Annotated in this window: 25 protein-coding genes; 12 read left to right on the forward strand and 13 right to left on the reverse strand. The window is 73.1% G+C overall.

Going from position 1 to position 24,939, the window contains the following annotated elements:
- Positions 1 to 80: 80 nt before the first annotated feature.
- Both RM446_RS00785 and RM446_RS00790 read right to left on the reverse strand, forming a co-directional pair.
- Positions 81 to 1,310 carry an MFS transporter gene (locus RM446_RS00785; RefSeq protein WP_311543063.1) on the reverse strand — a complete coding sequence of 410 codons (1,230 nt, stop codon included), beginning with the start codon at positions 1,308 to 1,310 and terminating at the stop codon, positions 81 to 83.
- Positions 1,307 to 2,647 carry an FAD-dependent oxidoreductase gene (locus RM446_RS00790; protein WP_311543064.1) on the reverse strand — a complete coding sequence of 447 codons (1,341 nt, stop codon included), beginning with the start codon at positions 2,645 to 2,647 and terminating at the stop codon, positions 1,307 to 1,309. The genes RM446_RS00785 and RM446_RS00790 overlap by 4 nt, the downstream gene beginning before the upstream one ends.
- A gap of 93 nt (positions 2,648 to 2,740) precedes the next feature.
- Between RM446_RS00790 and RM446_RS00795 the strand changes: the two genes are divergently transcribed.
- From RM446_RS00795 to RM446_RS00810, 4 genes are all read left to right on the forward strand, one after another.
- Positions 2,741 to 3,601 carry a helix-turn-helix domain-containing GNAT family N-acetyltransferase gene (locus tag RM446_RS00795; protein WP_311543065.1) on the forward strand — a complete coding sequence of 287 codons (861 nt, stop codon included), beginning with the start codon at positions 2,741 to 2,743 and terminating at the stop codon, positions 3,599 to 3,601.
- Between the two features lie 225 nt (positions 3,602 to 3,826).
- The gene (locus tag RM446_RS00800) at positions 3,827 to 4,801 is read left to right on the forward strand and encodes an arsenic resistance protein (protein ID WP_311543066.1); all 975 of its coding nucleotides are present in this window, start codon (positions 3,827 to 3,829) and stop codon (positions 4,799 to 4,801) included.
- A gap of 68 nt (positions 4,802 to 4,869) precedes the next feature.
- Positions 4,870 to 5,229 (forward strand): ArsR/SmtB family transcription factor, encoded by a 360-nt coding sequence (locus tag RM446_RS00805; RefSeq protein WP_311543067.1) that lies wholly within the window; start codon positions 4,870 to 4,872, stop codon positions 5,227 to 5,229.
- On the forward strand, positions 5,226 to 6,383 hold the full coding sequence (locus RM446_RS00810; RefSeq protein WP_311543068.1) for an MFS transporter: 1,158 nt from the start codon (positions 5,226 to 5,228) through the stop codon (positions 6,381 to 6,383). Before RM446_RS00805 ends, RM446_RS00810 begins: the two co-directional genes overlap by 4 nt.
- Before the next feature lie 152 nt (positions 6,384 to 6,535).
- Here the strand turns inward: RM446_RS00810 and RM446_RS00815 are convergent, their stop codons facing one another.
- Positions 6,536 to 7,024, reverse strand: a complete 489-nt coding sequence (locus tag RM446_RS00815) for a CPBP family intramembrane glutamic endopeptidase (RefSeq protein WP_311543069.1) — start codon at positions 7,022 to 7,024, stop codon at positions 6,536 to 6,538.
- Positions 7,025 to 7,288: 264 nt separating this feature from the next.
- Here RM446_RS00815 and RM446_RS00820 point away from each other — a divergent pair, with 264 nt between their 5' ends.
- Positions 7,289 to 7,858, forward strand: a complete 570-nt coding sequence (locus RM446_RS00820; protein WP_311543070.1) for a redoxin domain-containing protein — start codon at positions 7,289 to 7,291, stop codon at positions 7,856 to 7,858.
- A 4-nt stretch (positions 7,859 to 7,862) separates the two neighbouring features.
- Entirely contained in the window at positions 7,863 to 8,732 is an 870-nt protein-coding gene (locus tag RM446_RS00825) for a cytochrome c biogenesis CcdA family protein (protein WP_311543071.1), read from the forward strand.
- A 90-nt stretch (positions 8,733 to 8,822) separates the two neighbouring features.
- On the opposite strand, the gene RM446_RS00830 is transcribed toward RM446_RS00825, so the two are convergent.
- On the reverse strand, positions 8,823 to 9,767 hold the full coding sequence (locus RM446_RS00830; RefSeq protein ID WP_311543072.1) for a LysR family transcriptional regulator: 945 nt from the start codon (positions 9,765 to 9,767) through the stop codon (positions 8,823 to 8,825).
- Positions 9,768 to 9,908: 141 nt separating this feature from the next.
- Here RM446_RS00830 and RM446_RS00835 point away from each other — a divergent pair, with 141 nt between their 5' ends.
- The 3 genes from RM446_RS00835 (at position 9,909) to RM446_RS00845 (ending at position 13,854) form a co-directional block, all read left to right on the forward strand.
- Positions 9,909 to 11,159: a M24 family metallopeptidase gene (locus RM446_RS00835; RefSeq protein WP_311543073.1), complete on the forward strand. Its 1,251-nt coding sequence runs from the start codon at positions 9,909 to 9,911 to the stop codon at positions 11,157 to 11,159.
- Positions 11,159 to 12,499, forward strand: a complete 1,341-nt coding sequence (locus RM446_RS00840; protein WP_311543074.1) for an MFS transporter — start codon at positions 11,159 to 11,161, stop codon at positions 12,497 to 12,499. The genes RM446_RS00835 and RM446_RS00840 overlap by 1 nt, the downstream gene beginning before the upstream one ends.
- A gap of 98 nt (positions 12,500 to 12,597) precedes the next feature.
- Complete coding sequence (locus tag RM446_RS00845; protein WP_311543075.1) at positions 12,598 to 13,854, forward strand: NAD(P)/FAD-dependent oxidoreductase; 1,257 nt, start codon at positions 12,598 to 12,600, stop codon at positions 13,852 to 13,854.
- A 322-nt stretch (positions 13,855 to 14,176) separates the two neighbouring features.
- Here RM446_RS00845 and RM446_RS00850 read toward each other — a convergent pair whose 3' ends face one another.
- The gene (locus RM446_RS00850; protein ID WP_311543076.1) at positions 14,177 to 14,737 is read right to left on the reverse strand and encodes a TetR/AcrR family transcriptional regulator; all 561 of its coding nucleotides are present in this window, start codon (positions 14,735 to 14,737) and stop codon (positions 14,177 to 14,179) included.
- 95 nt (positions 14,738 to 14,832) lie between these two features.
- Here RM446_RS00850 and RM446_RS00855 point away from each other — a divergent pair, with 95 nt between their 5' ends.
- Positions 14,833 to 15,576 carry an SDR family oxidoreductase gene (locus RM446_RS00855; RefSeq protein WP_311543077.1) on the forward strand — a complete coding sequence of 248 codons (744 nt, stop codon included), beginning with the start codon at positions 14,833 to 14,835 and terminating at the stop codon, positions 15,574 to 15,576.
- Positions 15,577 to 15,736: 160 nt separating this feature from the next.
- Here the strand turns inward: RM446_RS00855 and RM446_RS00860 are convergent, their stop codons facing one another.
- From RM446_RS00860 to RM446_RS00870, 3 genes are all read right to left on the reverse strand, one after another.
- Complete coding sequence (locus RM446_RS00860; protein WP_311543078.1) at positions 15,737 to 16,462, reverse strand: CPBP family intramembrane glutamic endopeptidase; 726 nt, start codon at positions 16,460 to 16,462, stop codon at positions 15,737 to 15,739.
- An 86-nt stretch (positions 16,463 to 16,548) separates the two neighbouring features.
- A complete protein-coding gene (locus RM446_RS00865; RefSeq protein WP_311543079.1) occupies positions 16,549 to 17,277 on the reverse strand; it encodes an ABC transporter permease in 729 nt (242 codons plus the stop codon).
- 34 nt (positions 17,278 to 17,311) lie between these two features.
- Positions 17,312 to 18,196 (reverse strand): ABC transporter ATP-binding protein, encoded by an 885-nt coding sequence (locus tag RM446_RS00870; protein ID WP_311543080.1) that lies wholly within the window; start codon positions 18,194 to 18,196, stop codon positions 17,312 to 17,314.
- Positions 18,197 to 18,418: 222 nt separating this feature from the next.
- Between RM446_RS00870 and RM446_RS00875 the strand changes: the two genes are divergently transcribed.
- Together RM446_RS00875 and RM446_RS00880 are read left to right on the forward strand one after the other, a co-directional pair.
- Positions 18,419 to 19,564 carry a sensor histidine kinase gene (locus RM446_RS00875; protein WP_311543082.1) on the forward strand — a complete coding sequence of 382 codons (1,146 nt, stop codon included), beginning with the start codon at positions 18,419 to 18,421 and terminating at the stop codon, positions 19,562 to 19,564.
- Positions 19,561 to 20,163, forward strand: coding sequence for a response regulator transcription factor (locus RM446_RS00880; protein ID WP_311543083.1), 603 nt, complete (start codon positions 19,561 to 19,563; stop codon positions 20,161 to 20,163). The genes RM446_RS00875 and RM446_RS00880 overlap by 4 nt, the downstream gene beginning before the upstream one ends.
- A 194-nt stretch (positions 20,164 to 20,357) precedes the next feature.
- On the opposite strand, the gene RM446_RS00885 is transcribed toward RM446_RS00880, so the two are convergent.
- The 5 genes from RM446_RS00885 to RM446_RS00905 all read right to left on the reverse strand — a co-directional run bounded on the left by RM446_RS00885 (position 20,358) and on the right by RM446_RS00905 (position 24,783).
- Complete coding sequence (locus RM446_RS00885; RefSeq protein ID WP_311543084.1) at positions 20,358 to 21,152, reverse strand: ABC transporter permease; 795 nt, start codon at positions 21,150 to 21,152, stop codon at positions 20,358 to 20,360.
- Positions 21,149 to 22,120, reverse strand: coding sequence for an ATP-binding cassette domain-containing protein (locus RM446_RS00890; protein ID WP_311543085.1), 972 nt, complete (start codon positions 22,118 to 22,120; stop codon positions 21,149 to 21,151). The genes RM446_RS00885 and RM446_RS00890 overlap by 4 nt, the downstream gene beginning before the upstream one ends.
- Before the next feature lie 122 nt (positions 22,121 to 22,242).
- The gene (locus RM446_RS00895; protein WP_311543086.1) at positions 22,243 to 23,037 is read right to left on the reverse strand and encodes a DUF4097 family beta strand repeat-containing protein; all 795 of its coding nucleotides are present in this window, start codon (positions 23,035 to 23,037) and stop codon (positions 22,243 to 22,245) included.
- Between the two features lie 81 nt (positions 23,038 to 23,118).
- Positions 23,119 to 23,676 carry a histidine kinase gene (locus tag RM446_RS00900; RefSeq protein WP_311543088.1) on the reverse strand — a complete coding sequence of 186 codons (558 nt, stop codon included), beginning with the start codon at positions 23,674 to 23,676 and terminating at the stop codon, positions 23,119 to 23,121.
- Between the two features lie 156 nt (positions 23,677 to 23,832).
- Positions 23,833 to 24,783: a CPBP family intramembrane glutamic endopeptidase gene (locus RM446_RS00905; protein WP_311543089.1), complete on the reverse strand. Its 951-nt coding sequence runs from the start codon at positions 24,781 to 24,783 to the stop codon at positions 23,833 to 23,835.
- Positions 24,784 to 24,939: the final 156 nt, after the last annotated feature.

Raw genomic sequence — 24,939 nt, forward strand, 5'->3', positions numbered from 1 at the left:
TTGTAGCCATCGTGAAGGAAAACGATTTCCATATACGATAGCTACAAGATCAACGGTGCTGTGCCGGGCCGTCGCAGGCGCTACCCGCTTCGTTCCGGCCGCGTGAACACGGCCAGGACGGCGGCGACCGCGCCGAGGGCCGCCAGCACCGCGAACACGGCAGGGTAGCCGCCGAGCGGTCCGGCCATCGCCGCACCGGCCCACGGGGCCAGGGCGACCGCCAGCATCAGCGGGGTGTGCAATACGCCGTTCAGCGTGGCGTAGCGCTCGATACCCCACCGGTCGGACACGGCCGTGGCCTCCAGCAGGGTGAGGATCCCTCGCGCCACCCCGGCCGTGAGAGCGACCGCCATCACAAGCGCCGCCGGGGAACTCACGACGGCGAGCAGCGCGGTCGTCGCGGCGCAGGCCGCCAAAACGAGCACCGCCCGACCCAGCGGCCCGGCGCGGTGCTCCAGCGGAACGTAGACCAGCCGCCCCAGCACCTGGCCGATCCCGCCGATCCCCAACGCCCACGCAGCGGTGCTGGGATCGAAGCCGCGGGCGTCCAGCAGCGGGACGAGATTGACCACGACCGCATACACCCCGAACGCGCCCAGCGTCAGCGCGCCGGTCAGAGCAAGAAACGCACGGCTGGCGATCACCGGACCCACCGCGTTCGCCTGGGTCCGGGCGCGGCTCGCGGCGGCGACTCGGCGCCAGGGCGCCACGAGGGCGAGGGCGTGCAGTGGAATCACGACGACCGCGAACAGCCCCGCCAGCGCCAGATAGGCACCGCGCCAACCCAGCGCCTGCTCCAGGGCCGCGGCCAGCGGCGCGAAGACCGTGCTGGCCAGGCCGGCCGCCAACGTCAGCACGGTCAGCGCCCCGGTGCGCCTCTGGCCGTACCAGCGGGTGAGGGCGGCGAACGCCGGCGGATAGAACAGCCCTGCCATCGCCGCGCCCGCCGCCAGCCACGCGGCGAAGAAGACCCACAGCGCCGGTGCCCACGCGATGCCCGCGACCGCAGGGACGGCGGCGACGGCCCCGCAGGTCATGACGGTCCGCGGACCGGAGCGCTCCAGCCACCGGCCCACGACCGCACCGCCCAGTCCCGCTACGACCTGGGCCGCCGAGAACGCTGCCGTCAGGTGCGCGAGCGGCCAGCCGGTGTCGGCGCTGATCGCCGGCGCCAACACCGGGAAGGCGTAGAACAGCACCCCGTAGCTCGTGGTCACGGTCACGCACAGGGCAATCAGCGCCCGGCGCGCCCGTGGGGCGACGTCCGCCGCCGTGAACGCGTCGGGCGCGGTGGCCGACGCCCGGGTCACTTCAGGACGGGAAGGGCCGGGCGGGTGAGCTCGACCGCCTGCGGTGCGGGACCGCAGCAGCCGCCCGACGCGGCCTCCTCCTCGGTGGCGTCGGCGAGACCGGAGCCCTGGCACACCCCGGTCTCGGGCAGCGTCAGCTCCACGCGCGCGGCCGACTCGGCATCGCCCGCGAGGGCGGCGGCGATGCTGCGCACCTGCTCGTAGCCGGTCAGAGCCAGGAACGTCGGCGCGCGGCCGTAGGACTTCATGCCCGCCAGGTAGAAGCCGGGCTCGGGATGGGACAGCTCCTTCGCCCCGTGCGGGTACACGGTGCCGCAGGAGTGCACGTTCGGGTCGATCAGGGGCGCCAGCGACACCGGCGCCTGCAGGGCGGCGTCCAGGCCCAGGCGCACCTCCGACAGCGGCGCGAGGTCCGGGCGGAACCCCGTCAGCGCCACGACCTCGTCGACCGGGTCGAGCGCTCGGCCGTCCTCGCCGACCAGCACCGCGCCGCGCCGGCCGGGGCGCACCTCGGCGGCGCGGAACCCGGTCACCACCTCGATGTGCCCGGCTTCCACGGCCCTCTTCGCCCGCTCCCCCAACGCGCCGCGCGCCGCCAGCTGGTCGTCGGCGCCGCCGCCGAAGGCGTCGCCCACCTCGCCGCGGCGCAGCACCCACACCGCATGGGAAGCCGGCACCTCCTCCGCCAGACGCGCCAGCGCCACGAGCGCCGTCAGCGCCGAATGTCCGCTGCCTAGGACGGCCGTGCGCCGACCGGCGTGGCGCAGGCGGACTCCCTCGTCGTCGAGGTCGGGGATCCGGTAGGAGATCCGGTCGGCGGCCGCGCGCTCCCCGAGCGCGGGCAGCCCGTCACCACCCAGCGGGCCGGGGGCTCCCCACGTGCCGGAGGCGTCGACGACCGCACGGGCGAGCAGGCGCTCCTCCCCCGCGGCCGAGCGCACGCGCACGGTGAACGGCTGCTCCTCCCGGCCGGCGTCGACGACACGGTCCCGTCCGCGGCGGCTGACCCCGACGACCTCCGCACCGAGTCGCACGCGGTCCCCCAGTGCGGCGGCCAGCGGCTCCAGGTAGGAGTCGACCCACGCATCCCCGGTCGGGTAGGAGTCGTCGTCCGGGCGCACCCATCCGGTGGCCGCCAGCCGCTTCTCCGCGGCCGGGGACACCAGGTCCCGCCAGGACGAGAACAACCGGACATGCCCCCACTCCCGCACCGCCGCGCCTGCGGACGCGCCCTTCTCCAGGATCACCGCGGGCAGCCCGCGCCGCTCCAGTTCGGCCGCCGCGGCCAGCCCCACCGGTCCCGCGCCGATCACCACGACCGGATTCTCATCCGCCATGACACACCCTTCCATCGATTGCCATCAATCAAATGGAACTTTATCGACCCCCTTCAATGGACGCAACCATAGATCATGGTCGATAATGAGGGCATGGTCCAGACGACAACCGCGTCCCAGCTGCCGACACTGCCCGCCGCCGACGCCGAGACCTACTCCGCCTGGTTCGCCTGCCTGGCCGAACCCGCCCGGGTCCGACTCCTGCACACCGTCGCCTCCGCACCCGGCGCCGCAACGGTCGGCGAACTCACCGAGGCCCTCGGCCTGCGCCAGCCCACCGTCTCCCACCACCTGCGCAAACTCGCCGAGGTCGGATTCATCACCCTGACCAAGCACGGCACCTCCACCCGCGTCATGATCAACCCGGCCTGCTGCACCGGCCTGCCCCACGCCGCCGACGCCGTCATGGGACTGCTCGACTCCCGCCCCTGCTGCCCCACCGACCTGCCCGCCGACGTCACCGTGCGCGCCATGGGACCCGGCGACTTCGACGCGGTGCGCCGCATCTACGACGAGGGGATCGCCACCGGCGACGCGACCTTCGAGACCGAGGTCCCCGCGGCGGCCGACCTGGACGCCAAGTGGCTGCCCGGCCAGCGCTGGGTCGCCGAACTCGACGGTGAGGACGAACCCGTCGGCTGGGCGGCGGCCGCCCCCGTCTCCACCCGCGCCGTCTACTCCGGAGTGGCCGAGACCTCGGTCTACGTCGCCGCATCCGCCCGCGGCCGCGGCGTCGGAAATGCTCTGATCCACAAGCAGGTCACCGCCGCCGACACCGGCGGCCTGTGGACCCTGCAGACCGCGGTCTTCCCTGAGAACAAACCCAGCCTCGCCCTGCACCACAGCGCCGGCTTCCGCACTCTGGGCGTACGCGAACGCATCGCCCGACACCACGGCGTCTGGCGCGACACCGTCATGCTGGAGCGCCGCCGCGACGAGCACGGGTGCGCGTAGACGCGGTTGGCCGAACACGCCGCCGCGGCAGCGGGGGCGGACCGGTGAGTGCGCGGCGCTGCGCAGCGGGCAGGTCGCCGAGGCGGCCGGGATGCGTAGAGTCGCGCACGTGACGGCGCCCGCGCGAGGACCGGGGCGACCGCGTTCCCGGGCCGCCTGCTGCGGTCAGGCGGAAAAGCGCGCCGCCCGGCGGGGCCGAACGATGCGGAGCGCAGGAGGACACGAGTGCCGAAGGGTCCCCAGGGCCTGGTCGCGGGAATGGAGCGCCACCAGGTGGCCGTCTACGTGGGGGCGCTGGCGGTCGGCGCCGCGGTCGGCCGGGCCGCCCCCACGGCGGGAGGCGGGTTGGAGCACGCCGTCACCCCGGTGCTCGGCGCCCTGCTGTATGTGACGTTCTTGCAGGTGCCCGCAGCCGAGCTACTGCGTTCCGTGCGGGCGGGCCGGTTCCTGGCCGCCACGCTGGTGGTCAACTTCGCGGTGGTCCCGCTGGTCGTCGCGGCGATGTTCGCGTTCCTTCCCGACGACCGGGCGATCCGGCTGGGCGTGCTGCTGGTGCTGCTCACCCCCTGCGTGGACTATGTGATCGTCTTCAGCGGGCTGGCCGGCGGCAGCAGCCGGCGGCTTCTCGCGGCGACGCCGCTGCTGCTCGTGGCACAGATGGTCCTGCTCCCCGGCTTCCTCTGGCTGTTCATGGGGGCGGGACTGGCCGGGGTGGTCGAGGCCGGCCCGTTCGTCGAGGCGTTCGCCGTGCTGATCGCCGGCCCGCTGGCGCTGGCCTGGCTCACCCAGGCCTGGGCCGCCCGCCGAAGGGCGGTGCGGAAGGCCGCCGACGTCGTGGGCATGACGGCGGTGCCGCTGATGGCGGCCACTCTGCTGACCGTGGTCGCCTCCCAGGTGCCCGGACTGGGCGGCAGCCTGGCCGATGTGGCCCGCCTCGTGCCGTTCTATGTGCTGTTCCTGGTCGTGATGGCATTCGCAGGGCTCGTCGTGGTCCGCCTGTTCCGCCTGGACGTACCCGCCGGCCGGGCGATCGTGTTCACCGGGGCTACCCGCAACTCCCTCGTCGTCCTTCCATTGGCCCTGGCCCTGCCCGACTCGTTGGCCGCCGCGGCGCTGGTGGTCGTCACCCAGACCCTGGTGGAGGTGGTCGGCATGGTGGTCTATGTCCGCGCGGTGCCCCGGCTGCTCCCCGCCCGCTGACCGCCACCGCGCGCCCTTGGCCGAAGGAATTGCACCGCGCCCTTGTCATCGATTATCGTCGATTACCGATGAGCGATGATGTGGTGGACCGACGTGAAGCCGAGCGCTACGCCGACTGGTTCAAAGCCCTGGCCGACGCCACGCGGATCCGGATCGTCACGCTGCTCGCCCGCCGCGGCGCAGCGCTGAGTGTCGGCGAGATCGTTGCGGCGGTGGATGTGGGCCAGTCGACCGTGTCGCACCACCTCAAGGCCCTGGCCGAGGCCGGTTTCGTGCTCGTGGAACACGAGGGCGCCTACAGCCGCTACCGGCTCAACGAGGAGTGCGTGGAGGCGTTCCCTTCGGCGGCCGACGTGGTGATGGGGCGGCCGGCCCCCGTGCAGGCGGGAGGGCACTCCGGTACCGGGCGCTGGGGACGGCCCCGGTGAGCGCCGCCCCCGCGCCGGTCGGCGCACCGGGGCCCGGCGACCTCACCGGGCGGGGTTCGGGTGCCGCCTACGGGCTCCTGGTCGCGCTCGGAGTCCTGGACGCGGCCGGCTACAGCGTGATCGCCCCGGTGCTGCCAGCACTGGCCCAGCGCACCGGCGCCGGACCCGCTGTCATGGGCCTGATTGTGGCGGCCTTCCCCCTCGGCATGGTCGCGGGATTCGCTCTGGGCGGCGCCGCGATGCGCCGCAGCGCGCCCCTGCGGGTCGTGCTCGCCGGTCTGGTGCTGATCTGCGCCGGCTGCGGCGGCTTCCTCGCCGCCTTCGAGGCACCGCTCCTGGCCGCCGCCCGCCTGGTGATGGGTGTGGGGTCGGGATGCCTGTGGCTGGGCGTCACCTTCGCGGCCCTGTCCTACTGGCCGGGTCAGAGCTATGTGTGCATGAGCCGGATCTTCGCCGCCTACTCCGCGGGCGGGCTGCTGGGGCCGCTGCTGGGGTCGGTTCCGGGAGTCCGCGGCCCCTTCGCCGCCTACCTGGCGGCCGCGCTGCTCATGGCGGTCGCGGTGGTGCTGCTGCGGCGCCGGCTGCCCGCCCGCGGGCCGGGGTTCACCGGCGACCGCACGGCGATGGGCTCGCCCGGGTTCTGGGCGGCCTGCGCCGGTATCGCGTTCGCGGTGATGGCGCTGGGCATGCTCGAAGGGGTGCTCCCTCTGCACTTCGGCACACGGCTGGGCCAGTGGCAGATCGGAGTGTTCTACGCCGCGACGTCGGTGGTGGTGGCCGCGGCCGCCGCGCTCGCCGCCCGGATGCGTCCGCGCACCGCGCTGCTGGCCTCGACGGTGCTGGTGGTCGCAGGGCTGGGCGGGGCAGGGGCCGCCGCGTCGGTGCCGGTCTGGGCAGCGGCCCTGGTGGTGGGCGGTACCGGCATCGGCATGGCCAACACGGGTTCGATCGGCGTGCTGCTTGAAGCGGTGCCCGCCCCGCGCATCGTCACGGCGATGGTGCTGTGGTCGCAGCTGGGCATCGCGGGCTACCTGCTCGCTCCCCTGCTTGGCGGACCGATCGCCGAGACAGCGGGCTACAGCGGTGTCGCCGCTGTTCTGGCCGCCGCCGGGCTGGTCGTGGTCCTCGCCCTGCTCCGGCGGCCCCGCGCGTGAACGCGGTCGCGGTGTCGCACCGCCCGTCGCCGGGCACCGCCACCGCATACCTTCGGCCCCCGACGGCGCGGACTCCGGCCCAAGTGCTTCGCCGATGCGGCAGGATCGGCGAAGGGCCGGACGATCGGAGACGGCGGGCGCGTGTCGGATGTTCAAGCGGACCTCATACTGCTGCCGGACGTCCGGACCGGGCTCGTCGCTCTCGCCGGGCGCCGCCCGGGGCTACCCGGTCCGATCGGCACCCAGAGGTTGCGCGTGGCGGCGTAGGCCGCGCCGAGCATCAGGCCCGCCTCGACGGCGATGGCCAAGGCGCCCCACACCGTGGATCCCGGGTTGGCCAGGTGAACGGCCCCGAACAGCACCGCCGAGACGACGAGTGCGGCGGAGGTACCGCCGACCTCCTCCAGCAGGCGGAAGAGGACTCCCCGGAACAGCAGCTCCTCCGTGACAGCGACACCCGTCATCAGGCCGAGCACGGCCGCCATCCCGCCGAACGACCGGCCGCCCGCGGTCTCGTACCCGCCGAACATCGCGATGAGGGCGATCGTGGCGGTGAAGAGGCCGAGCCCGATGAGGAAACCTCTGGCCAGTCCGGACGCCGCGGTGGCGGGATCCAGCTCCACACCGGCGCGTTGCTCCATCTCCTCCGTTGTCGGACGCCGGCGGCTCGCTCACCCCAGCAATGGGAGGAATGCTAGGAAGCGGTGGCGGCTCGGGCCAACCGCGCAGGAAATCACCGTTGATCTTGTAGCTATCGTCACTGAAAATCGTTTTACTTCACGATAGCTACAAGATCAACGGTGATGTGCCAACGGGATTGGAGGCCCCGCCGCCGGCACGCACCGGAAGGCTCGCGCGGCTGCGGCATCCTGGGATCGCGACATCGACGAGCAGCCGAGGTGACCATGCAAGGTGCCCTTCTCCGCACACTGGCCGCCGCCGCGGCCGCCGTGCTCGCCGCCGGATGCACAGCCACCTCCGAGGACGGCGGAGGCGGACCGGCAGGCGCCCCGGACTCCTCCTCTCCCGGTGGGGAGACCCAGCAGGGCGAAGGCGGGCAGGGCCCGCCGACGGCCCTCGGCTTCACCGCGCCCACCGTCGGAGGCGGCGAGATCGACGGTGCCGACCTGGTGGGCGAACCGGTGGTCCTGTGGTTCTGGGCGCCCTGGTGCACCGTGTGCCGGGGCGAGGCGCCGGACGTCGCCGAGACCGCCGAGCGCTACAAGGGCGATGTGGAGTTCATCGGCGTCGCCGGGCAAGGCGAGCCCGCCGCCATGGCGGACTTCGTCGACTCGACCGGCACCGGAGGCATGCGCCACATCATCGACGGCGACGGTTCCATCTGGTCCGGGTTCGAGGTGACCACGCAGCCCTCCTTCTCGTTCCTGCGCCCCTCGGGGACCTTCCTCACCTACACGGGCACGATGAGCGAGCAGGAGATCGACGAGCGCGTCGACTCCGAAGTGCTGGCCTGAGCCCGTGGAGCAGGTCCCCTTCGCCATCGCCCTGGCCGCCGGCATGCTCGCGGTCCTCAACCCCTGCGGTTTCGCGCTGCTGCCCGGCTATGTGGCGCTGCTCGTGGCCGAGTCGCCCGATGCGCGGACCGGACGGCTGCCCGCGCTCGGGCGCGCGTTGGCCACCACGACCGCTATGACCGGCGGGTTCGTCGCGGTGTTCGGCCTGTTCGCGCTCGTCGCCACGCCGCTCGCGCTGTCGCTGGAGCGCTATCTGCCCTGGGCGACCGTCGTCATCGGCGCGGTCCTGGTCGCTCTGGGCGTCTGGCTGCTCAGCGGCGGGCGGTTCGCCGTGCCCGGACTGCGCACACCCTCGCCGGGTCGGGCCACCCGCTCGCTGCGCTGGGCCGCGGCCTACGGCACCGCCTATGCCACCGCGTCGCTCTCCTGCACCGTCGCCCCGTTCCTGGCGGTGACGACCACCGCGGCCACCGCAGGGGGCGCGACCGGCGCGGTCGGGGTGTTCCTCGCCTACACCGCCGGCATGGCCCTGGTCGTGGCGGTGCTGACGGTGGCGGCCGCCCTGGCTCGCGACGGGATCGCCGCGCGCTTGCGCCGCGTCCTGCCGTACGTGAGCCGCGCGGGCGGAGCGCTGCTCGTTCCGGCCGGGGCCTACGTCTCCTACTACGGCTGGTTCGAACTGCGGGTCCTGTCGGGCCAGGCGGCCTCCGATCCTGTGGTCTCAGCCGCCACCGGGGTCCAGTCGGCGCTGGTCCGGGCGCTGGAGCAGGCCGGGCCGGTCGCGCTGCTGGCCGTTCTGGCGGGACTGGCCGCGGCCGCCGTCGCCGCCGCGGGCCTGCGTCGGCGCTCGCGCGCGGATGCCGGACGGGGATGAGCGGCGGCCGGGATCCCGCCCGGCCCCCCGTTCCGTCCGCGGCGATGCCGGTGGCACCGGAGCCGGCGGAGCCGGTGCGGGCGGCGGCGGTCAGGGGGCGGCGGGGGCGGCCGCTTCGCCGTCCTGTTCCAGGCCGAGGGACTGCGCCGTGTCCAGCGCCGCACGCACGAACGCGAGCTCGGCCGGGCGGTCCCGTGTCGCCGCGCGGCGCAGGATCAGCACCCGGCGCAGCACCGGCGGCCCGAACGGGGCCACGTCCACGCCGTCGGGGCGCAGGGTGAGCCCGAGGTCGGCCACCAGGGTCACGCCGAGCCCGGCGGCGACCATCGCCATCGCCGTGGACTGGCCGTCCACCTGGTGGGCGATGCGCGGGGTGAACCCGGCGTCGCGGCACATCTGCCGCAGCGCCCGCCCGAACTCGGTGTTGGTCTCCGAAGCCACCCACGAGCACGCGGCCAGGTCCTCCATCGCGACCGGACCCGCGGCGCCGCGCGTGCCGCGCGGCGCCACCAGGTAGAGCTGCTCCCTGCCGACCAGTGCGGCCTCCAGTCCCCCGGCCCAGGACGCGGGGGCCTGCCCGGGGTAGTCCAGGACGAACGCCAGGTCGAGGTCGCCGTCGCGCACGGCGGCGGCGGTCTCCTCGGGGACCACTTCGCGGGTCTTGACGCGCACCCCCGGGTAGCGTCGCGCCAGCAAGGCCAGGGTCGGCGGAACCAGGGAACCGGCCAGGGTCGCGGGCATCCCCACGGTGAGGTCCGCATCGACGGTGCGCTGCGCCTGTTCGAGGGCGATGCGGGCACGCTCCTCGGCTGCCAGGACCTCGGCGGCGTGCCGGGCCAGAACGCGCCCGATCTCCGTCAGCCGGACGCGCCGGCCCACCTGCTCCAGCAGCTCCACCCCGACCTCGCGCTCCAGCACCGCCAACTGCTGGGAGACCGCCGAGGGCGTGTAGTGCAGCACCGCCGCCGCGCCGGTGACCGTGCCGCACCGGGCGAACTCGTGCAGCATGCGCAGGCGGTGCAGCGACAGTTCCATGAAGCAACCCTAAAACGTCTGCTGAAAGAACATCCAATAGACCTGAAGGAAAGCCGATACCTAGACTGCCGAACCAGTCGGCGAGGGACGCCGCGAAAGGATGCGCCGAGGCACGCGCTCAACAGGGAGAAGAGGGCCGGAATGAGCCGCGACCAGTTGCCACAACCCCAGCCGGACGTCGCCGGCCTCGCCTCGGGGGCCGCGCCGGAATGGCTCACCGCTGAGGCCGCCGCGACCGTGACGGGGGCCGAACCGGGCCCGTTCACCGACGGCGAGTACCGGGCGCGGCTGGACGGCGTCCGCACCCGGATGGCCGGCGCCGGGCTGGACGCCATGCTCGTGTTCCGGCCGTCCAGCGTCGAGTACCTGTGCGGCTACCACACGGCCGAGACGGCACCCCAGCCGCTGCTGGTGACCGAGTCCGACACCTGCCTCTACGTGCCCGATCTGGAGGTGGGCCGGGCTCTGGCCACCTCCCGCGTAGGGCGCATCCGCTTCTGCGGCTACGCCGACGCGCTGGTCAGCCTCAGGACCTTCCTCGACGACGCCGCCGGAGGGCTCGGGGCGGGAGCGCGGGTGGGAGTGGAGGTCGGGCACGCCTCAACCCCGCCGCAGGCGATCGAGATCCTGCGGGCCCGGGAGGTCGAGGTCGTCCACCCCGACCACCTCGTGGAGCGGGTCCGGCTGGTGCATTCGGCGGCGGAGATCGGCTGCGTCGAGCGGGCCGCCTCGGTCACCGGCGCGGGCACCGACGCGGCCGTCGCCGAGGCCGGCAGGCCCGAGGCCACGGACTCCTCGGTCGCCGCTGCGATCGCCGGAGCGCTGTTCGAGCGCGCCGACTCCCCCTCGGCGTGGGGACCGGTCGTGGCCACCGGGAACCGGGCGGGCATCCCGCATTCGAGCTGGGTGGGGCGCCGACTGGCGCCGGGACCGACGTTCCTGGAGTTCTCCGGCGCCCATCACCGCTACCACGCGCCGGTCATGCGCACACTGGTGCTGGGCGGGCTCTCCCCCGACGACCGGCGCCTGGCGGAGCTGTCCCGCGCCGCGCTCGCGGCGGTGCTGGAGGCCGCCGAACCCGGGGTGCCGTGCTCGGAGGTCGCCGAGCACGCGTGGCGGGCCGTCGGCCGGCTGCCCGGCGACGTGGTGTTCCACGGGCTCTTCGGCTACCCGGTCGGGCTGGCGCACAAGCCGCACTGGATGGACAGCGCGCCCTTCCACATCGTCCGAGGCAACCACGAGCCCTTGCGCAGCGGGATGGTCTTCCACGTTCCGGCGTCGTTCCGCTCGTTCGGCCGCTCGGGCGTGGGGCTCAGCCAGACCTTCGTCGTGGAGGAGCACGGCGCCCGGGTGCTGACGCCCGGCCGTGCCGACGTCGTCGAGGTCGGCTGATGAGCGGGGGGCGACCGGCCGGGTCGGACGACGTGGGCATCACGCAGGACCGGCGCCATCAGCAGGAGCAGGTCACCGCCGCGGTCCGGCGGCGCGCGGTGACGGCGGCCATGATCGGCAACGCGACCGAATGGTACGACTACGCCACCTACGGCTACATGGCCGTCGTACTGGGTGCGGTGTTCTTCCCGCAGTCCGAGCCCGTGCTCTCCCTGCTCGCCTCGTTCGCCACGTTCGCGGTGGCGTTCGTCGTCCGGCCGGTGGGCGCGTTCGTCCTGGGGCCGTTGAACGACCGGATCGGGCGCAAGCGCACGCTGTCCATCACGATCCTGACCATGGCCGCGGCCACCTGCACCATCGGCCTGCTGCCCGGCTACGAGGCGATCGGAGCCGCCGCACCGGCCGCGTTGGTGCTCGTCCGGCTGGTGCAGGGGTTCGCCGTCGGCGGTGAGTACGGCGGCGCCTCCACCTTCGTTGTGGAGTACGCTCCGGACCGGCGCCGCGGTCTGTGGGCGAGCTGGCTGGAGTTCGGGGCGATCGGCGGCTTCCTGCTCGCGTCGGGGATCACCACCTACCTGACTTACGCGCTTTCCGACGCCGACCTGCACGCTTGGGGGTGGCGCATCCCCTTCCTGCTCGCCCTGCCGCTCGGCTCGATCGGCCTGTACCTGCGACTGCGGCTGACCGACACCCCCGAGTTCCTCGCCCTCACCGAGAAGGCCGCCGGGGCGTCGGCGCCGATCAGGGAGACCTTCACCCGCCATCGCGGACGCCTCCTGCTCTGCGTCGCGATCCTCGTCTACTCCAGTGTCGGCACCTACGTCCTGCTCACCTACCTGCCGACCTACCTGACGCAGCAGGTCGGCACGGCGCCGACGACCGCGCAGCTGCTGGTGGCCGTCGCGGGCGGGGTTCTCACCGTCGGCATCCCCTTCGCCGGGGCCCTGTCGGACCGGGTCGGCCGCAGGCCCATGCTGATCGCGGCGGCGGTCGGATACCTCGCGCTCGCCTATCCGGCGTTCTGGCTGATCCGGCACGGCGGGTGGCACGGCGCGCTCGCGGGGGTCCTGGTCCTGACCGCGTGCCACATCCCGCTGCTCGGTACGACCACCGCGACGCTTCCGGCCCTGTTCCCGGCGCGGGTCCGCGGCACGGGCGTGGCGGTCGGCTACAACACCTCCTTCGCGGTGTTCGGGGGGACGGCGCCGCTACTGCTGACGTTCGCGGTCACCGAGACCGAGGACCCGTCCATGCCCGCCTACTACCTCGTCATCGCCGCGCTGGTCGCCGTCGTTGCGGCCGCGCTGATGCCGGAGACCGCGGGCGAACCACTCGACTAGCCGGGGCGGGCGATGCGCAGCGGACCGCGGTCGGTCCGCTGCGCCGCCCCCTGCCACCGCAAGGAGACGCCGATGCAGAACGAAAGCGGGGCCGTGAGGTGAACGGGGCATCGAAGCCGGAGCACGTCGCGGTCGTCGGAGCGGGCATGGTCGGACTGTCGACGGCGTGGTTCCTGCAGGAGCACGGCGTGGGGGTGACCGTCCTCGATCGGACGGGGACCGCGGCGGAGGCGTCCTGGGGCAATGCGGGGCTGCTTGCCCCGGCGTTCACGCTGCCGCTGCCCGAACCGGCCCTCCTGCGCAGCGGACTCGCGTCGCTGTTCGACCGGTCGTCGCCGGTATCGGTGCCGCTCGCACCCGACCGGCGGCTGTGGGCGTTCATGGCCGCGTTCGCCCGCAACTGCGCCCCGGACCGGTGGAAGCGGGCCATGGCCGTGTTCGACGAGGTCAACCGGGTCAGCCTGGAGGCCTACGACCGGCTCGCCGAGAGCGGGATCGGTGCCCCGGTCAAGTCCGCCGACCCGCTCCTGGTCGCGTGCACCTGCGCCGACGACCGACGGCACGTCGTCGAGGAGTTCGCGGCGGTGCGCCGCGCGGGCGGCGAGGTCTCCTACGACCTCGCGACCGGCGACGAGTTGCGCGCTCTCGAACCGTCGCTGAGCGCGAACGTGCACACCGGCCTGCGCGTGCACGGCCAGCGCTTCCTCAACCCGCCCGAGTTCGTCCACGCGCTGGCCGGCGCCGTGCGCGCCCGCGGCGGCCGCATCGTCGACGGGTTCGACGTGACCGCAGTGCGCGACCTGGGCTCTTCCGGTGTCGCCCTGGCCGCCGCCTCCGGGCGGGAACTGCGGGCGGACGCGACGGTACTCGCGAGCGGCGTCCGACTGGAGTCCCTGGCGAGGCCCTTCGGGGTACGCACGCGCGTCCAGGCGGGACGCGGCTACAGCTTCAGCGTCCGACCGCGGGACATGCCGACCCGCCCCGTCTACTTCCCGGCCCAGCGGGTCGCCTGCAACCCCCTCGGGGACCGCTTCCGGATCACCGGCATGATGGAGTTCCGCTCGCCCGACGCCCCGTTGAACCCGCAGCGCATCAGCACCATCGTGGAGTCGGTGCGCCCGCTGATGTCGGGCGTGGACTTCGCCGCCCGCGAAGAGGAGTGGGTCGGCTCGCGCCCCTGCACCCCGGACGGGCTGCCGCTGATCGGCGCGTCCTCGTCGCCGCGCGTGCACATCGCGGGCGGGCACGGCATGTGGGGCATCGTGCTCGGCCCGCTGACGGGGCGCCTGCTCGCCGAGTCCATGGCGACCGGCCGCTCCCCGGCGCTGCTGCGGCGCTTCGACCCGCTGCGCTGAGTGCCGGAGTGCTGTGCCCCCCGGCGGGCGCCCGCCGGGGGGCGGCTCCCGGCGGTCCGCCGCGGCGGGCGGGGCTCAGCCCGGCGCGCCCGCGGTGTAGGAGTGGGCTCCGGCACCGGCCAGGCCGCCCCCGTCGACGATGAGGTACCTCCCGGACGGGGCTCCCGGCCGGCCACGACTCCAGGATCTCGCGGGTGCCGGCGGCGTAGCGGGCCTGGGCCGAGAGAGGTGCCCGGGTCGAGGCGACGCCGTCGGACCGGCCACGGCCGTCGCGAAGGCCGCCGATCCGCTCACGCTGCACCTGCGGCCGGTGCGCCGCCCTTCAGCGGCGGCGGATGCCGTCGACGATGACCGCCACGAGCGTGTCCGCCCGGGCGTCCCATTCCGGTTCGGGTATGCGCGACAACGCACCCAGAAGAAGGACGACGTCGGTCGCATCGACCTCGTCGCGCACTTCGGCGGCGGCCTTGCCCCGATCGAGCAGCGTCCCGATCGCTTCGTTCAGTCGGTGGTGGTGACCCGAGGAGAGGTCGCGCCACGCCGACGCCTCGATGGCCGCCATGACACCGCGCTTGACCCGCGCATACTCGACCAGCCGCTGCAGCCAGCAGGTCAGCGCCCGAAGCGGCGGATGTTCCGCTAGCAGCGGTGCCACGGCGTCGACGAGCTGCGCCAACTCGTACCGGTACACCTCCGCCAGCAGGTGCTCGCGGGTCGGGAAGTGCCGGTAGAGGGTGCCCTGCCCCACTCCCGCCGCCTTGGCGACCCCGTGAAGCTTCAGGTCGGCGGACGCACCGTTGGACCTGCTCAGTGCCGCCCGCGCGGCCTCGACGATGCGGTCGCGATTGGCGACGGCGTCCGACCGGGGCTCACGGCGCGCCACGGCGCCACCTCCTTATCCGCGTAGATAAATGGACAATTGTCCGGTACCGTGGAAAACCATAACCGGACAGTTGTCAGCTTAGAGCAGGAGACGTCATGACGGGCGGATCGGACGGCAAGGTCGTCGCTATCACCGGGGCCAGCAGCGGTATCGGCGCGGCGACCGCAGTGGAGCTTGCGACCCGTGGCGCGGCCGTCGTGTTGGGCGCCCGGCGCACCGACCGGCTCGATTCGCTCGTGGAGCGGATCCGGGCCGAGGGCGGCCGCGCGGAGATGCTGGAGGTCGACGTCACGAAACGCGCCGATCTCAAGCGGCTGGTGGCCCTGGCCGTGGACCGGTTCGGACGCCTCGACGTCCTGGTGGGCAACGCCGGAATCGCCCGGACCGGCCCCGTGGCCGACCTCGACGTCGACGACTGGGACGCGATGATCGACGTCAACCTTCGGGGCGTCCTCCACGGAGTCGCCGCCGCTCTACCGGTGTTCCGCAACCAGGGCAGCGGTCACCTCGTCACCATTGTGTCCACGTCGGGCCTCAAGATCGTTCCGACGCAAGCCGTCTACGCGGGTGCCAAGAACGCCGTGCGCACAATGCTGGAGGCGCTCCGCCAGGAGTCGACCGACGGCGTTCTCCGCACGACCTCCATCTCGCCGGGATTCGTCCGCACCGAGCTCGTCGACCACGTCGACGACCCCGGGCAGCGCGAGCGTCTCCGGCACACCATGGCGGAACTCGGCATCCCCCCCGACGCCGTGGCGCGCGCCGTCGCGTTCGCCATCGAGCAGCCCGACGACGTCGAGATCGGCGACATGTCCATCCGGCCCACCCGGCAGGGCTGAGGTCGGGTGTTGTGGCCGCGGAGGCCTGGGCGAGCCCTGGGCCGCCCCGGTTGCCCGCGGCGTCGGCGCCGCGGGCAGCCGGGATCGGCCGCTGTCGGGTGAAGCAGGGCGGGCGGCGGCCGCCAACCGGGCGCACCGGCGACTCGGGGCGGCCCGGGGCTCAGGTCGGCCCGGCGTACCCGGTGAGCAGCACCAGCAGCGGCAGGGCCGTGTTGTTGACCGCGTGGACGACCACGCCCGGCCAGACCGACCCGCTGCGGCGCATCAGCTCGGCGGCGATGAGACCCACCACGAACGCCGCCGGGAACACGATGTTGATGCCGTGGAAGACGGCGAAGACCAGCGAGCTGGAGACCGCGCCGACGACGGGCCCGTAGCGCAGCAGGGCGTTGGCGACGACGCCGCGGAACAGGAACTCCTCGCCGATGGGGGTGAGGACGGCCAGGAACAGCATCGTCAGGATCAGGGGGACGACGCCCCCGCCGGCCGCGTCGTAGTACATGCCCTGGGGGTCGGATTCGTACCCGGTCACGGCCGCGACGGCCGAGACCACCGCGGCCTTGGCCAGGAGGGCGGCGATTCCTCCCGCCATGCCGACGAGCAGCCAGCGCCAGGTCGTACGCCGAACACTGAAGGCGTTGAGCGAGCGGATGCGCAGCAGGGCCGCCGCGGCGAAGCCGGCGAGGCCGGCGACGCCCGACCAGGCCGCCAGGATCAGCCCGTAGGGCACCGGGTCCAAGTCCAGCCCGCGCGGTCCGAAGAACACGGCCGGGGCCGTGGCGGCCACAAGGGCGAACAGGCCGGCCCCGATCTCGGGCCATCCCGGGCGCTTGCGGGAGGGCGCGCCGGCCGGCGCCGGCCGAAGGTCGTCACGGGCGTTCGACATGGTGAAGTACTCCTTGCTTCGGTCACTTCGGTCACTTCGGCCGCTTCGGCCGCTTCGGCCGGTCCCGCCGGCCCGCTCCCGGGCGCTCATCGGCGCGGCTCCCAGCGGAAGATCCGGGCGGCCAGCGCGGCGGCGACGGCGACCCAGGCAAGCGTGGGCAGCAGGAGCGGCAGCGAGTCGGCGAGGGGGACGCCGCCCTCCCAGGCGTCGACGACCAGCTCGGCGGCCGAGCCGCCGGGAAGCAGCCGCTTGAGCAGGGTGAGCTCGCCGGTGCCGGTGAACCCCACCCAGCCGGAGACGGCGAGGGTGCCGACCATGATGGGCAGCGTCGTCACCTGGGCGTGTTCGGGGGAGTTGGTGAGGCCGGCGGTGGCCAGCGCCAGGCCGAGCATCATGACGGTGGTCGCAAGGACGGCCGCCGCCAGGAGGAGGGCATTGGCGGGCCCGCCGCCGACCACGGCCAGCACGGCCAGGATCACGGCCGCCTGGACCAGGGTTATGGCGACGACGGGGAGCAGCAGCCCGGCGAGGATGCCCGCGTCGCCGACCGCTGTGGAGCGCAGCCGCTTGAGGAAGAGGCTCTGCCGACGGGAGGCGAGGGTGGTGACCGTGGTGGCGTAGAGCCCCATCGCGGCCACGAGGAACACCAGGACCGCGGCGATGGATCCGACGCCCAGGACCGCGCCCAGCTGCGGCACGGACTCGTGCAGGTAGATGTAGAACGCGCTGGAAGCTGCGGGGATGACGAACATGGTGAGCAGCACCAGCCGGTTGCGGAAGATCTGGACGAGCTCGCTGAGAGCGATCGGCAGCATGGCCGAGCTCCTTTCGTGCGGAGTGCGGCGCGGTCTAGTCGCTGCCGATGGCGCGGAACACGTCGTCGAGCCGGGTCGGCCCGGCTTCGAGCTCCCGCAGCTCCACGGCGTGGTCCTGCGCCCAGCCGAGGAGGGAGTGCAGGTCCTTCTGCAGGTCGAAGGTCTCGACGAGGAATCTCCCGTCGCCCTGGCGCGCGGCCTGCGGCGGCGGCACCGGCGCGGAGGCCGCGAGCGCGAAGCGAATCGCGGCCGGCAGGGTCTGCGTCAGTTCGAAGACGGTGCCCTCCCGGTGGAAGGCGCCCTCGTGCATCAGCCCGATCCGGTCGGCGCGCTGCTGCGCCTCCTCCAGGTAGTGCGTGGTGAGGACGACGGTGGCGCCGTCCTCGCGCAGCCGGTCCACGGCGTCCCAGAGGGCGTCGCGGGACCGGATGTCCAGGCCGGTGGTGGGCTCGTCCAGGAAGACCAGCTCCGGTGTTCCGTAGACGGCGGTCGCGAAGTCCAGGCGCCGCTTCTCGCCGCCGGAGAGCTGGGACACCCTGGTGCCGGCCTTGCGCGCGAGGTCGACGGCGCCGAGCACGCGCTCGACCCGGTCATTGCGCCGGGTGAGCGCCCCGATCAGCCGGACCGACTCCCGCACCGTCAGGTCCGGCGAGAACCCGCTCTCCTGCAGCATGACGCCCATCCGGTGCCGCACGGCGCGCCGGTCGCCCGGGCTCCTGCCGAAGACCCGGACGGTGCCCGAGGTCGGGGCGCGGTGGCCTTCGACGGTCTCCAAAGTGGAGGTCTTGCCCGCCCCGTTCGTACCGAGCAGCGCGTAGAGCTCGCCGCGCCGCACCTGGAAGGACAGGTCCCGCACGGCGCGGAAGTCGCCGTAGGTGAGGTTCAGGCGCTCGACGTCGATGACTGGTGGTGAGGACATGCCCTGATTCCAGCGGCCGGAGCGCCCGCACGGCAGTGCGGCCGCGTCACGAGTTCACCGTGACGTTTCTCCGGGGGAAGGCATGACGCGGTGTCACTGGCGGCGTCGGGGATCCGGAAGAATACTGGATCAGACTCCACCGCCCGATCTCGGATCGTCCCCGCGGACGCCCTTCCGCAGCAGTCGAACGACGGCCGGTGAAGCCGACCCGGGAAGGGGCCCATGACGACCGAGCACGCCGGTGCGACGCCGGGACAGCTGCGCACCCTGAACCTCAACATCGTGTCCGGGTCGCTGTCCGCCGTGGGGGCGCTCCTGGTGGCGATCGACGCCACGACCTGGTGGGAGGCCGTCGCACTGGCGGCGGCGTTAGCGGCGGCCGTGTTCACCGTCTCGCGGTGGTCGTCTGGCCGCCTCTTCCTCGTCGCCGTCCCCTGCCTGATCGTCACCGCGCTCGTGTGGGTCCTCGGGGTACTGGTGACCGAGAGCGCGACCGCCGCCTACAGCCTCGCCGTCGTGTGCTCGGTCGTCGTCTACCACCTGCCGCGCCGGAGGCGCGCGGCGGCTCTGGGGCTGATCGCCTTCGCCGCCGCACCGGTCGTGGCGAAACTGCTCGTTCCGGGCGGGGACCTGGGCGAGGAGCTGATCCAGTACGGCCTCGTCTCCCCGGCCGTCGCCGTGACGGCGGTCATCCTCACCTCGCTCAACCAGGTGGTCTTCACGCTCACCGCGGAGCTTGCGGAGTCGCGGCAGCGCGAGGCGGAGCTGGCCGTCGCCCGCGAGCGCATCCGCTTCGCCGGCGACCTGCACGACATCCAGGGCCACACCCTGCACGTGGTGAAGCTGAAGGTCGCGCTGGCCGAGAAGCTGGTGCGCAGCGACAGCGGACGGGTGGAGGAGGAGCTGCGGGAGGTGCGCTCCCTGGTCGGCGAGACCATCACCCAGACGAAGGAGCTCGTCTACGCCCAGCGGCGGCTCAACCTCTCCGCGGAGCTGGAGAACGCCAAGAACCTCTTCACGGCCGCGGGAATCCGCGTGATCGTCACCCGCGAGGCCGAGGTCGACGCCCGCGCGGGCGAGCTGCTCGGCCAGGTCCTCCGCGAGACGACGACCAACATCCTGCGGCATGCGCAGGCCGAGCAGGTGCGGATCACACTCTCGGAGACCGGCATCTCCATCGCCAACGACGGCGCGCAGGAAGCCGCGCAGCCCGAGCTGCGAGGACTCTCGGCCCTGCGGCGGCGGGTGGCGGACGACGGCGGCGAACTGACGGTGGAGCAGAAGGACGGGCGGTTCCTGACGTCCGCGGCCTTCCCGCATCTGCGATCCGACCCCGCCCTGCCGAGAACGGAAGAGGAGGACCGATGACCACCGTGGTGCTCGCCGACGACGAGGCCCTCCTCCGCAAGGCGATGGCCTCTCTGCTCCCCCTCGAAGGGGACATCTCCGTGCTCGCCGAAGCGGAGGACGGCGAAGCGGCGGTGCAGGCCGCGCTGCGGCACCGGCCCGACGTCCTCGTGATCGATCTGGAGATGCCGGGCCTGGACGGGCTCGGCGCCGTCTCGGCGATCCGCCGCGGGCGGCCGGACCAGGTCGTCCTCATGCTGACCCGCCATGCCAGGCCCGGCGTGCTCCGCAAGGCGCTGAAGCTGGGAGTCCAGGGCTTCGTCAGCAAATCGGCGGAACCGGCGCACATCGCCACGGTCATCGCGACCCTGCACGGGGGCAAGCGGTGGATCGACCCGGACGTCTCCGCGCTCGCCGTCATCGACGACTGCCCGCTCACCGACCGCGAGGCCGACGTGCTGCGCGCGACCGGCCACGGGTACTCGGTGGCCGACATCGCCGGCCAGCTCCACCTGGCCCAGGGCACGGTGCGCAACTACCTGTCGAACGCGATGCAGAAGACCCAGACGCGGACCCGGCACGAGGCGGCCCGCTACGCCCGCGAGCACGACTGGCTGTGAACCGGCGCCGGTGCCCACCACTCCCGCCGATCTTGTAGCCATCGCAAATGGAAATCGTTTTACTTCACGATGGCTACAAGATCGGCGGTGCTGTGCCGGGTGCAGCCGCGTGGCCCACGCCGACGGCCCGCCCGGGCCTCGCGCGTGTGCGCGGCTGCTGGGGCGGGCCTTCTCCCGGAACAGGAGGGGGCGGGCTAGCCTGCGGAGCGGCGGTTGTAGAGGCGCTTGGCCCAGATGTAGGAGGCCAGCGCGATGGCGGCGCACCAGGCGAGTGCGAGCGCCGCGGCGTCGCCGATCCCGGTGCCGGTCAGCAGTCCCCTCAGGACCTCGCTGATGGGCGTGAAGGGCTGGTACTCGGCGAACCACCGCAGCCCTGTCGGCAGCGTGTCCGTGGGCACGAACCCGCTGGAGAGGAACGGCAGGAACATCAGGGGCATGGGGACATTGCTTGCGGTCTCGACGCTGTCGGAGACCATGCCGAGCGCGACCGTCAGCCAGGTCAGGGCGAAGGCGACCGCACACAGCAGGCCGGCGGCCGCGATCCACTCGACGGGGCCGGCGCTCGACCGGAATCCGAGCAGCAGCGCCACCCCGGTGACGATCGCGAGGGCGACCAGCGTCTGGAAGAGGGCTCCGACGACATGGCCGGTCAGGACGGATACGCGGGCGATGTCCATGGTGCGGAACCGGGCGATGATGCCTTCGGTCATGTCCGTGGCCACGCCGATCGCCGTCCCTTGGGCGACCATCGCCACGGTGATCAGCAGGATGCCGGGCACGATGTAGTCGAGGTACTCGGCGCGGCCGCCACCGGAGGGGCCGCCGAGTCCGGCGCCCATTGCGCCGCCGAAGACGTAGACGAACAGCAGGAGCAGGACGATCGGCATGCCGGCGAGCATGAGCGTCAGGGAGGGGTAGCGCAGCTGGTGCCGCAGCTGGCGGCCGACCATCGTGGCCGAGTCGCTGGTGGCGCGGGTGAGGGCGTTCATCGTCGGGCCGCCTTCGGTTCGTTGTCTGCGGAGCTGGAGTGGCCGGTGAGGGCGAGGAAGACGTCGTCGAGGTCGGGGGTGTGCACCGACAGCTCTTCGACGTCGATCGACTCGGCGTCGACGCGGGCGAGCAGGGCCCGCAGCGACTCGACGCCGCCGTCGCCGGGGACCTGGAGCGCCAGAGCGTCGTCGTCGCGCGCCCCTCCGAGGATGCGGGCCGCCGCCTCCAGCGCGCCGGTGCCGCCGAACCGCAAGCGGATGTGGCCCCCGGGGATGCGGCGTTTGAGCTCCTCCGCCGTTCCCTGGGCCACGATCCCGCCGTTGTCGAGGACCGCGATCCGGTCGGCGAGCCGGTCGGCCTCTTCCAGGTACTGGGTGGTGAGGAAGACGGTGACGCCGTCGGCGACCAGCTCGCGGGTGATGTCCCACATGCCGCGGCGACTGCGCGGGTCCAGTCCGGTGGTCGGCTCGTCGAGGAAGATGAGGCGGGGCTCGCCCACGAGGGTCATCGCCAGGTCGAGCCGGCGCCGCATGCCGCCGGAGTAGGTGGAGGCCGGCTTGCGGGCCGCGCCGACCAGGTCGAACCGCTCCAGCAGCTCGCCGGTGCGCCGCCGGGCGCGGCGGCGGCCCAGGCGGTGCAGGTTGCCCATCAGCATCAGGTTCTCCTCGCCGGTGAGGAGGCCGTCGACGGCCGCGTACTGGCCGGTGACCCCGATCGCGGCGCGCACCGCGTCGGGTTCCTCGACCAGGTCGTGGCCGAGGATCCGCGCCCGCCCGCTGTCGGCGCCGATCAGGGTGGACAGAATCTTCACGACGGTCGTCTTGCCGGCGCCGTTGGGCCCCAGCAGCGAGAAGATCGTCCCGGCGGGTATCTCCAGGTCGATGCCGTCCAACACGACGTGGTCGCCGAAGGACTTGCGCAGTCCGGTGGCCGTGACGGCCGCCGGCGGCGGTGAGTGGGAGGTCATCTCTGCCTCGATTCGCTCTCGCGGTGTTCGCGGTGGTCCGCGGGTTCCAGGGTTGTGCGCCGTGCCGGTCCGGCCTCAGCGCAGGGGGCGGGGGTGCGACGCGCGGTTCCCCGCGCGTGCGCTCAGGCGCGTCGGACGACGATGTCGCCGTAGGTGCTCCGGGCGCGGACCTCGACGGTCTCCTCAGCAGGGCCCGGGTCCTCGGCCGCTTCCAGCGAGCTGGTCGTGCTGCCGTGCTTGGACCCGGTGTCCAGCCAGGCGGCGGTGCCCTCGCGGATGCCGACCTCCACCTCCCCGTAGGAGGTTTCGAGGTCGACCTCGCCGCGGACCACTTCGCCGATCCGGACGCTGCCGTGCGCGGTCCTGGCCGTGACGGAGGAGAGCGCGCGCTCGACCGCGACGTCGCCGTGGGCGGAGTTGGCCCGCAGCCTGCCGGTCACCGTGCCGAGGGTGATGGCGCCGTTGGACGTCCGTACCGCGGCGGTGCCGTCGATCTCCTGGACGCGGACCCGGCCGTGCGTCGAGGTGATCTCGGCGTTCCCGGCCAGCCGGTCCAGGGTGATGTTGCCTGAGGAGGCGGTGACCCTTGCCGTACCGAGGCGGCCCTCGCACCGGATACCGGCGTCGCGGGTCTCGGCCTGGAGCCGCGAGCCGGCCGGCAAGTCGATCGTCACGTCGACCACGCCTTTGCGCAGCAGCCGGCCCAGGCCGGTGGTCCCGGGGTCCTGCACGAGCAGGCTGTCGCCGGCGAACTCGACACGGATCTCCTCGGCGGCCCGGACGTCGGCGTCCTTCGCGGGGTCGCGCGGGTGCACTTCGACGTTCGTGTCGGCGCGGTCGCCGGCGTTGATCTGCACGGTGCCGACCGCCAGGTCGACCTCGGCGGTGATCGGTTCGGGGGTGTCGAAATTCGGCATGGGTGTCTCCCGTTCGTGGCGCTGGTGGGCGTCTCCGCTGGCGGGAGACGTGTGGGTGAGGGTTCGGGGATCCGGGTCCGGTCAGCGGACCCAGCCGGTGTAGCCGCGCCCGACCGGGCGGCTCGCGCCCGGTGCGGTCCGGCGGGCTCCAGGGTCGAGCGCGGCGGAGACGGCGCGTACCAGCCAGGCGTTGACCGAGAGGCCTTCGCGGCGCGCCTCTTCCTCGACGCGCGGCTTGAGGTGGTCCGGCAGCCGCAGGGTGACGCGCGACGTACCGCCCTCGTCGCCTTCCGGCGGGAGCGCGCCCGCGGGAGGCCGGGCGTCCGCTGCGGCGTCCGCCGGGGCGTGCGGTGCCGGTGCGGGGCCGAAGCCGGAGTCGCCGAACGACTCGTCGGCCGAGGGTGACGTCACAATGAAGTCAGTCTGACCTCCGCGCAGCCGAACCTCGACCGACCCGGGTGCGAAGTCGCGGGTGATCTCGTCCGCGGCATCGGACAGCGCGTCCATCAGGGCCAGTCGTGCGGCCGGCTCCAACGCGGCGGTCAGTCGTTCGGCGATCGCCCGGGTGTCCTCGCCCCCGGCCTCGGCGGCCGTCACGAGCTGACGGCGGAGGTTGTCCACATACGGCGTCAAATCCATGACCTCATAATGACGTCACGAATGACGTCATGTCAAGCGTCATTCGCGCCAATCTGACGCCACCCCGCGCCACAGCGGATCCCGGTGCTCCCTCGTTCCGGCCGCGGCCGAGCCCACGAGGGCCGGCCGGTCCGCGGAACGGCCGGCCGCGCAGGGTCAGGACGGGACGCCCGCTCTGGAGCCCCGCCCCTCCTCGGACGCGGAACCGGACGCGCGCGAAGCGGCGGCGGCCGCCGGGGCGTAGCCGAGCCTGCCCCGGGTCCCAACGATGAGCGCGCAGGCCGCGAGACCGAATGCGAGGAGCACGATGTGGAAGGCGGCGGCGTGCGAGGCGTCCATCGATGGGAACAGGGAGGCGAGCACGATCGACATGAAGTTGTTGACGCTGGCGTGCAGCAGGATCGCGATCGGCAGGCTCTCGCCGGTGCGGTTGAACACCCAGGTCATCACCACGCTGATGGCGACGCACGAGGCGACGAACTCGACGGGCTGGACCCAGGTGGTGTCGGGGAACCCGCCCCACTCGGTGAGGAACAGCGGCAGGTGCCAGATTCCCCAGATGACGCCGAGGACGAGGGTGCCCAGCAGCGGCCCGAAGTACGGCTGCATCCGGGGCAGGGCGAAGTCGCGCCAACCCGGCTCCTCGGCGATGCCGGTGGTCAGGAACTGCAGGACCAGGCCGGGGATGTAGGCGGCGAGGACCACGAGCGGCGGAAGCTGCACGTCGCCGCCGGCGAACGGAAGGCCGCAGAGGACGAGCGCCGCCGGGACGCCCAGCAGGGACAGCGCGTACCAGCGCCAGTTGATCCGCCACTTCAGCAGGCGGCCCGCCCACACCCGCAGCCCTTCGCGGCCGTCGGCCGCCGCGGTGACGAGGAAGGCCGAGAAGATCGGACCGAGGTACGCGCCGGGCAGCATCAGCAGGAGCTGGGACCACAGGCCGGGGATCTCGAAGTCGGCCAGCCCGAGACCGTGGCCGGAGAGGATGTAGGGCGTCCAGGCGATCCAGCTCAGGGAGATCGCCAAGGTGAAGAAGCTCGCCATCGGGCGGCCCTTGACGAAGCGGCGCCACGCGGGCATGCGGTCGGGGTGCGGGGTGTCGGGCATGGGTCTTCCTCGGAGTCAGGGCGGGTTGCATCAGGTGTCGACGGGTGCCGGGAGGTACCGCCCGTCGCGATGCCCTGACATTACGGAGACCGCATGCGCCGCTACGATCCAGTGAACAGGCCGCTTTCCGTCCGGCAGGCCGGACACGGCCACGGG

This window comes from Streptomonospora wellingtoniae (assembly GCF_031845375.1).
Taxonomy (GTDB): Bacteria; Actinomycetota; Actinomycetes; order Streptosporangiales; family Streptosporangiaceae; genus Streptomonospora; species Streptomonospora wellingtoniae.

Bases quoted from the DNA above. Each gene is read 5' to 3' on its own strand.
- RM446_RS00900 (WP_311543088.1), bottom strand. From the start codon at position 23,676: ATGGATTTGACGCCGTATGTGGACAACCTCCGCCGTCAGCTCGTGACG.
- RM446_RS00890 (WP_311543085.1), bottom strand. From the start codon at position 22,120: ATGACCTCCCACTCACCGCCGCCGGCGGCCGTCACGGCCACCGGACTG.
- RM446_RS00830 (WP_311543072.1), bottom strand. From the start codon at position 9,767: ATGGAACTGTCGCTGCACCGCCTGCGCATGCTGCACGAGTTCGCCCGG.
- RM446_RS00790 (WP_311543064.1), bottom strand. From the start codon at position 2,647: ATGGCGGATGAGAATCCGGTCGTGGTGATCGGCGCGGGACCGGTGGGG.
- RM446_RS00840 (WP_311543074.1), top strand. From the start codon at position 11,159: ATGAGCGGGGGGCGACCGGCCGGGTCGGACGACGTGGGCATCACGCAG.
- RM446_RS00815 (WP_311543069.1), bottom strand. From the start codon at position 7,024: ATGGAGCAACGCGCCGGTGTGGAGCTGGATCCCGCCACCGCGGCGTCC.
- RM446_RS00895 (WP_311543086.1), bottom strand. From the start codon at position 23,037: ATGCCGAATTTCGACACCCCCGAACCGATCACCGCCGAGGTCGACCTG.
- RM446_RS00860 (WP_311543078.1), bottom strand. From the start codon at position 16,462: ATGTCGAACGCCCGTGACGACCTTCGGCCGGCGCCGGCCGGCGCGCCC.
- RM446_RS00855 (WP_311543077.1), top strand. From the start codon at position 14,833: ATGACGGGCGGATCGGACGGCAAGGTCGTCGCTATCACCGGGGCCAGC.
- RM446_RS00805 (WP_311543067.1), top strand. From the start codon at position 4,870: ATGAGCGATGATGTGGTGGACCGACGTGAAGCCGAGCGCTACGCCGAC.
- RM446_RS00885 (WP_311543084.1), bottom strand. From the start codon at position 21,152: ATGAACGCCCTCACCCGCGCCACCAGCGACTCGGCCACGATGGTCGGC.
- RM446_RS00865 (WP_311543079.1), bottom strand. From the start codon at position 17,277: ATGCTGCCGATCGCTCTCAGCGAGCTCGTCCAGATCTTCCGCAACCGG.
- RM446_RS00880 (WP_311543083.1), top strand. From the start codon at position 19,561: ATGACCACCGTGGTGCTCGCCGACGACGAGGCCCTCCTCCGCAAGGCG.
- RM446_RS00905 (WP_311543089.1), bottom strand. From the start codon at position 24,783: ATGCCCGACACCCCGCACCCCGACCGCATGCCCGCGTGGCGCCGCTTC.
- RM446_RS00875 (WP_311543082.1), top strand. From the start codon at position 18,419: ATGACGACCGAGCACGCCGGTGCGACGCCGGGACAGCTGCGCACCCTG.
- RM446_RS00835 (WP_311543073.1), top strand. From the start codon at position 9,909: ATGAGCCGCGACCAGTTGCCACAACCCCAGCCGGACGTCGCCGGCCTC.
- RM446_RS00820 (WP_311543070.1), top strand. From the start codon at position 7,289: ATGCAAGGTGCCCTTCTCCGCACACTGGCCGCCGCCGCGGCCGCCGTG.
- RM446_RS00870 (WP_311543080.1), bottom strand. From the start codon at position 18,196: ATGTCCTCACCACCAGTCATCGACGTCGAGCGCCTGAACCTCACCTAC.
- RM446_RS00795 (WP_311543065.1), top strand. From the start codon at position 2,741: ATGGTCCAGACGACAACCGCGTCCCAGCTGCCGACACTGCCCGCCGCC.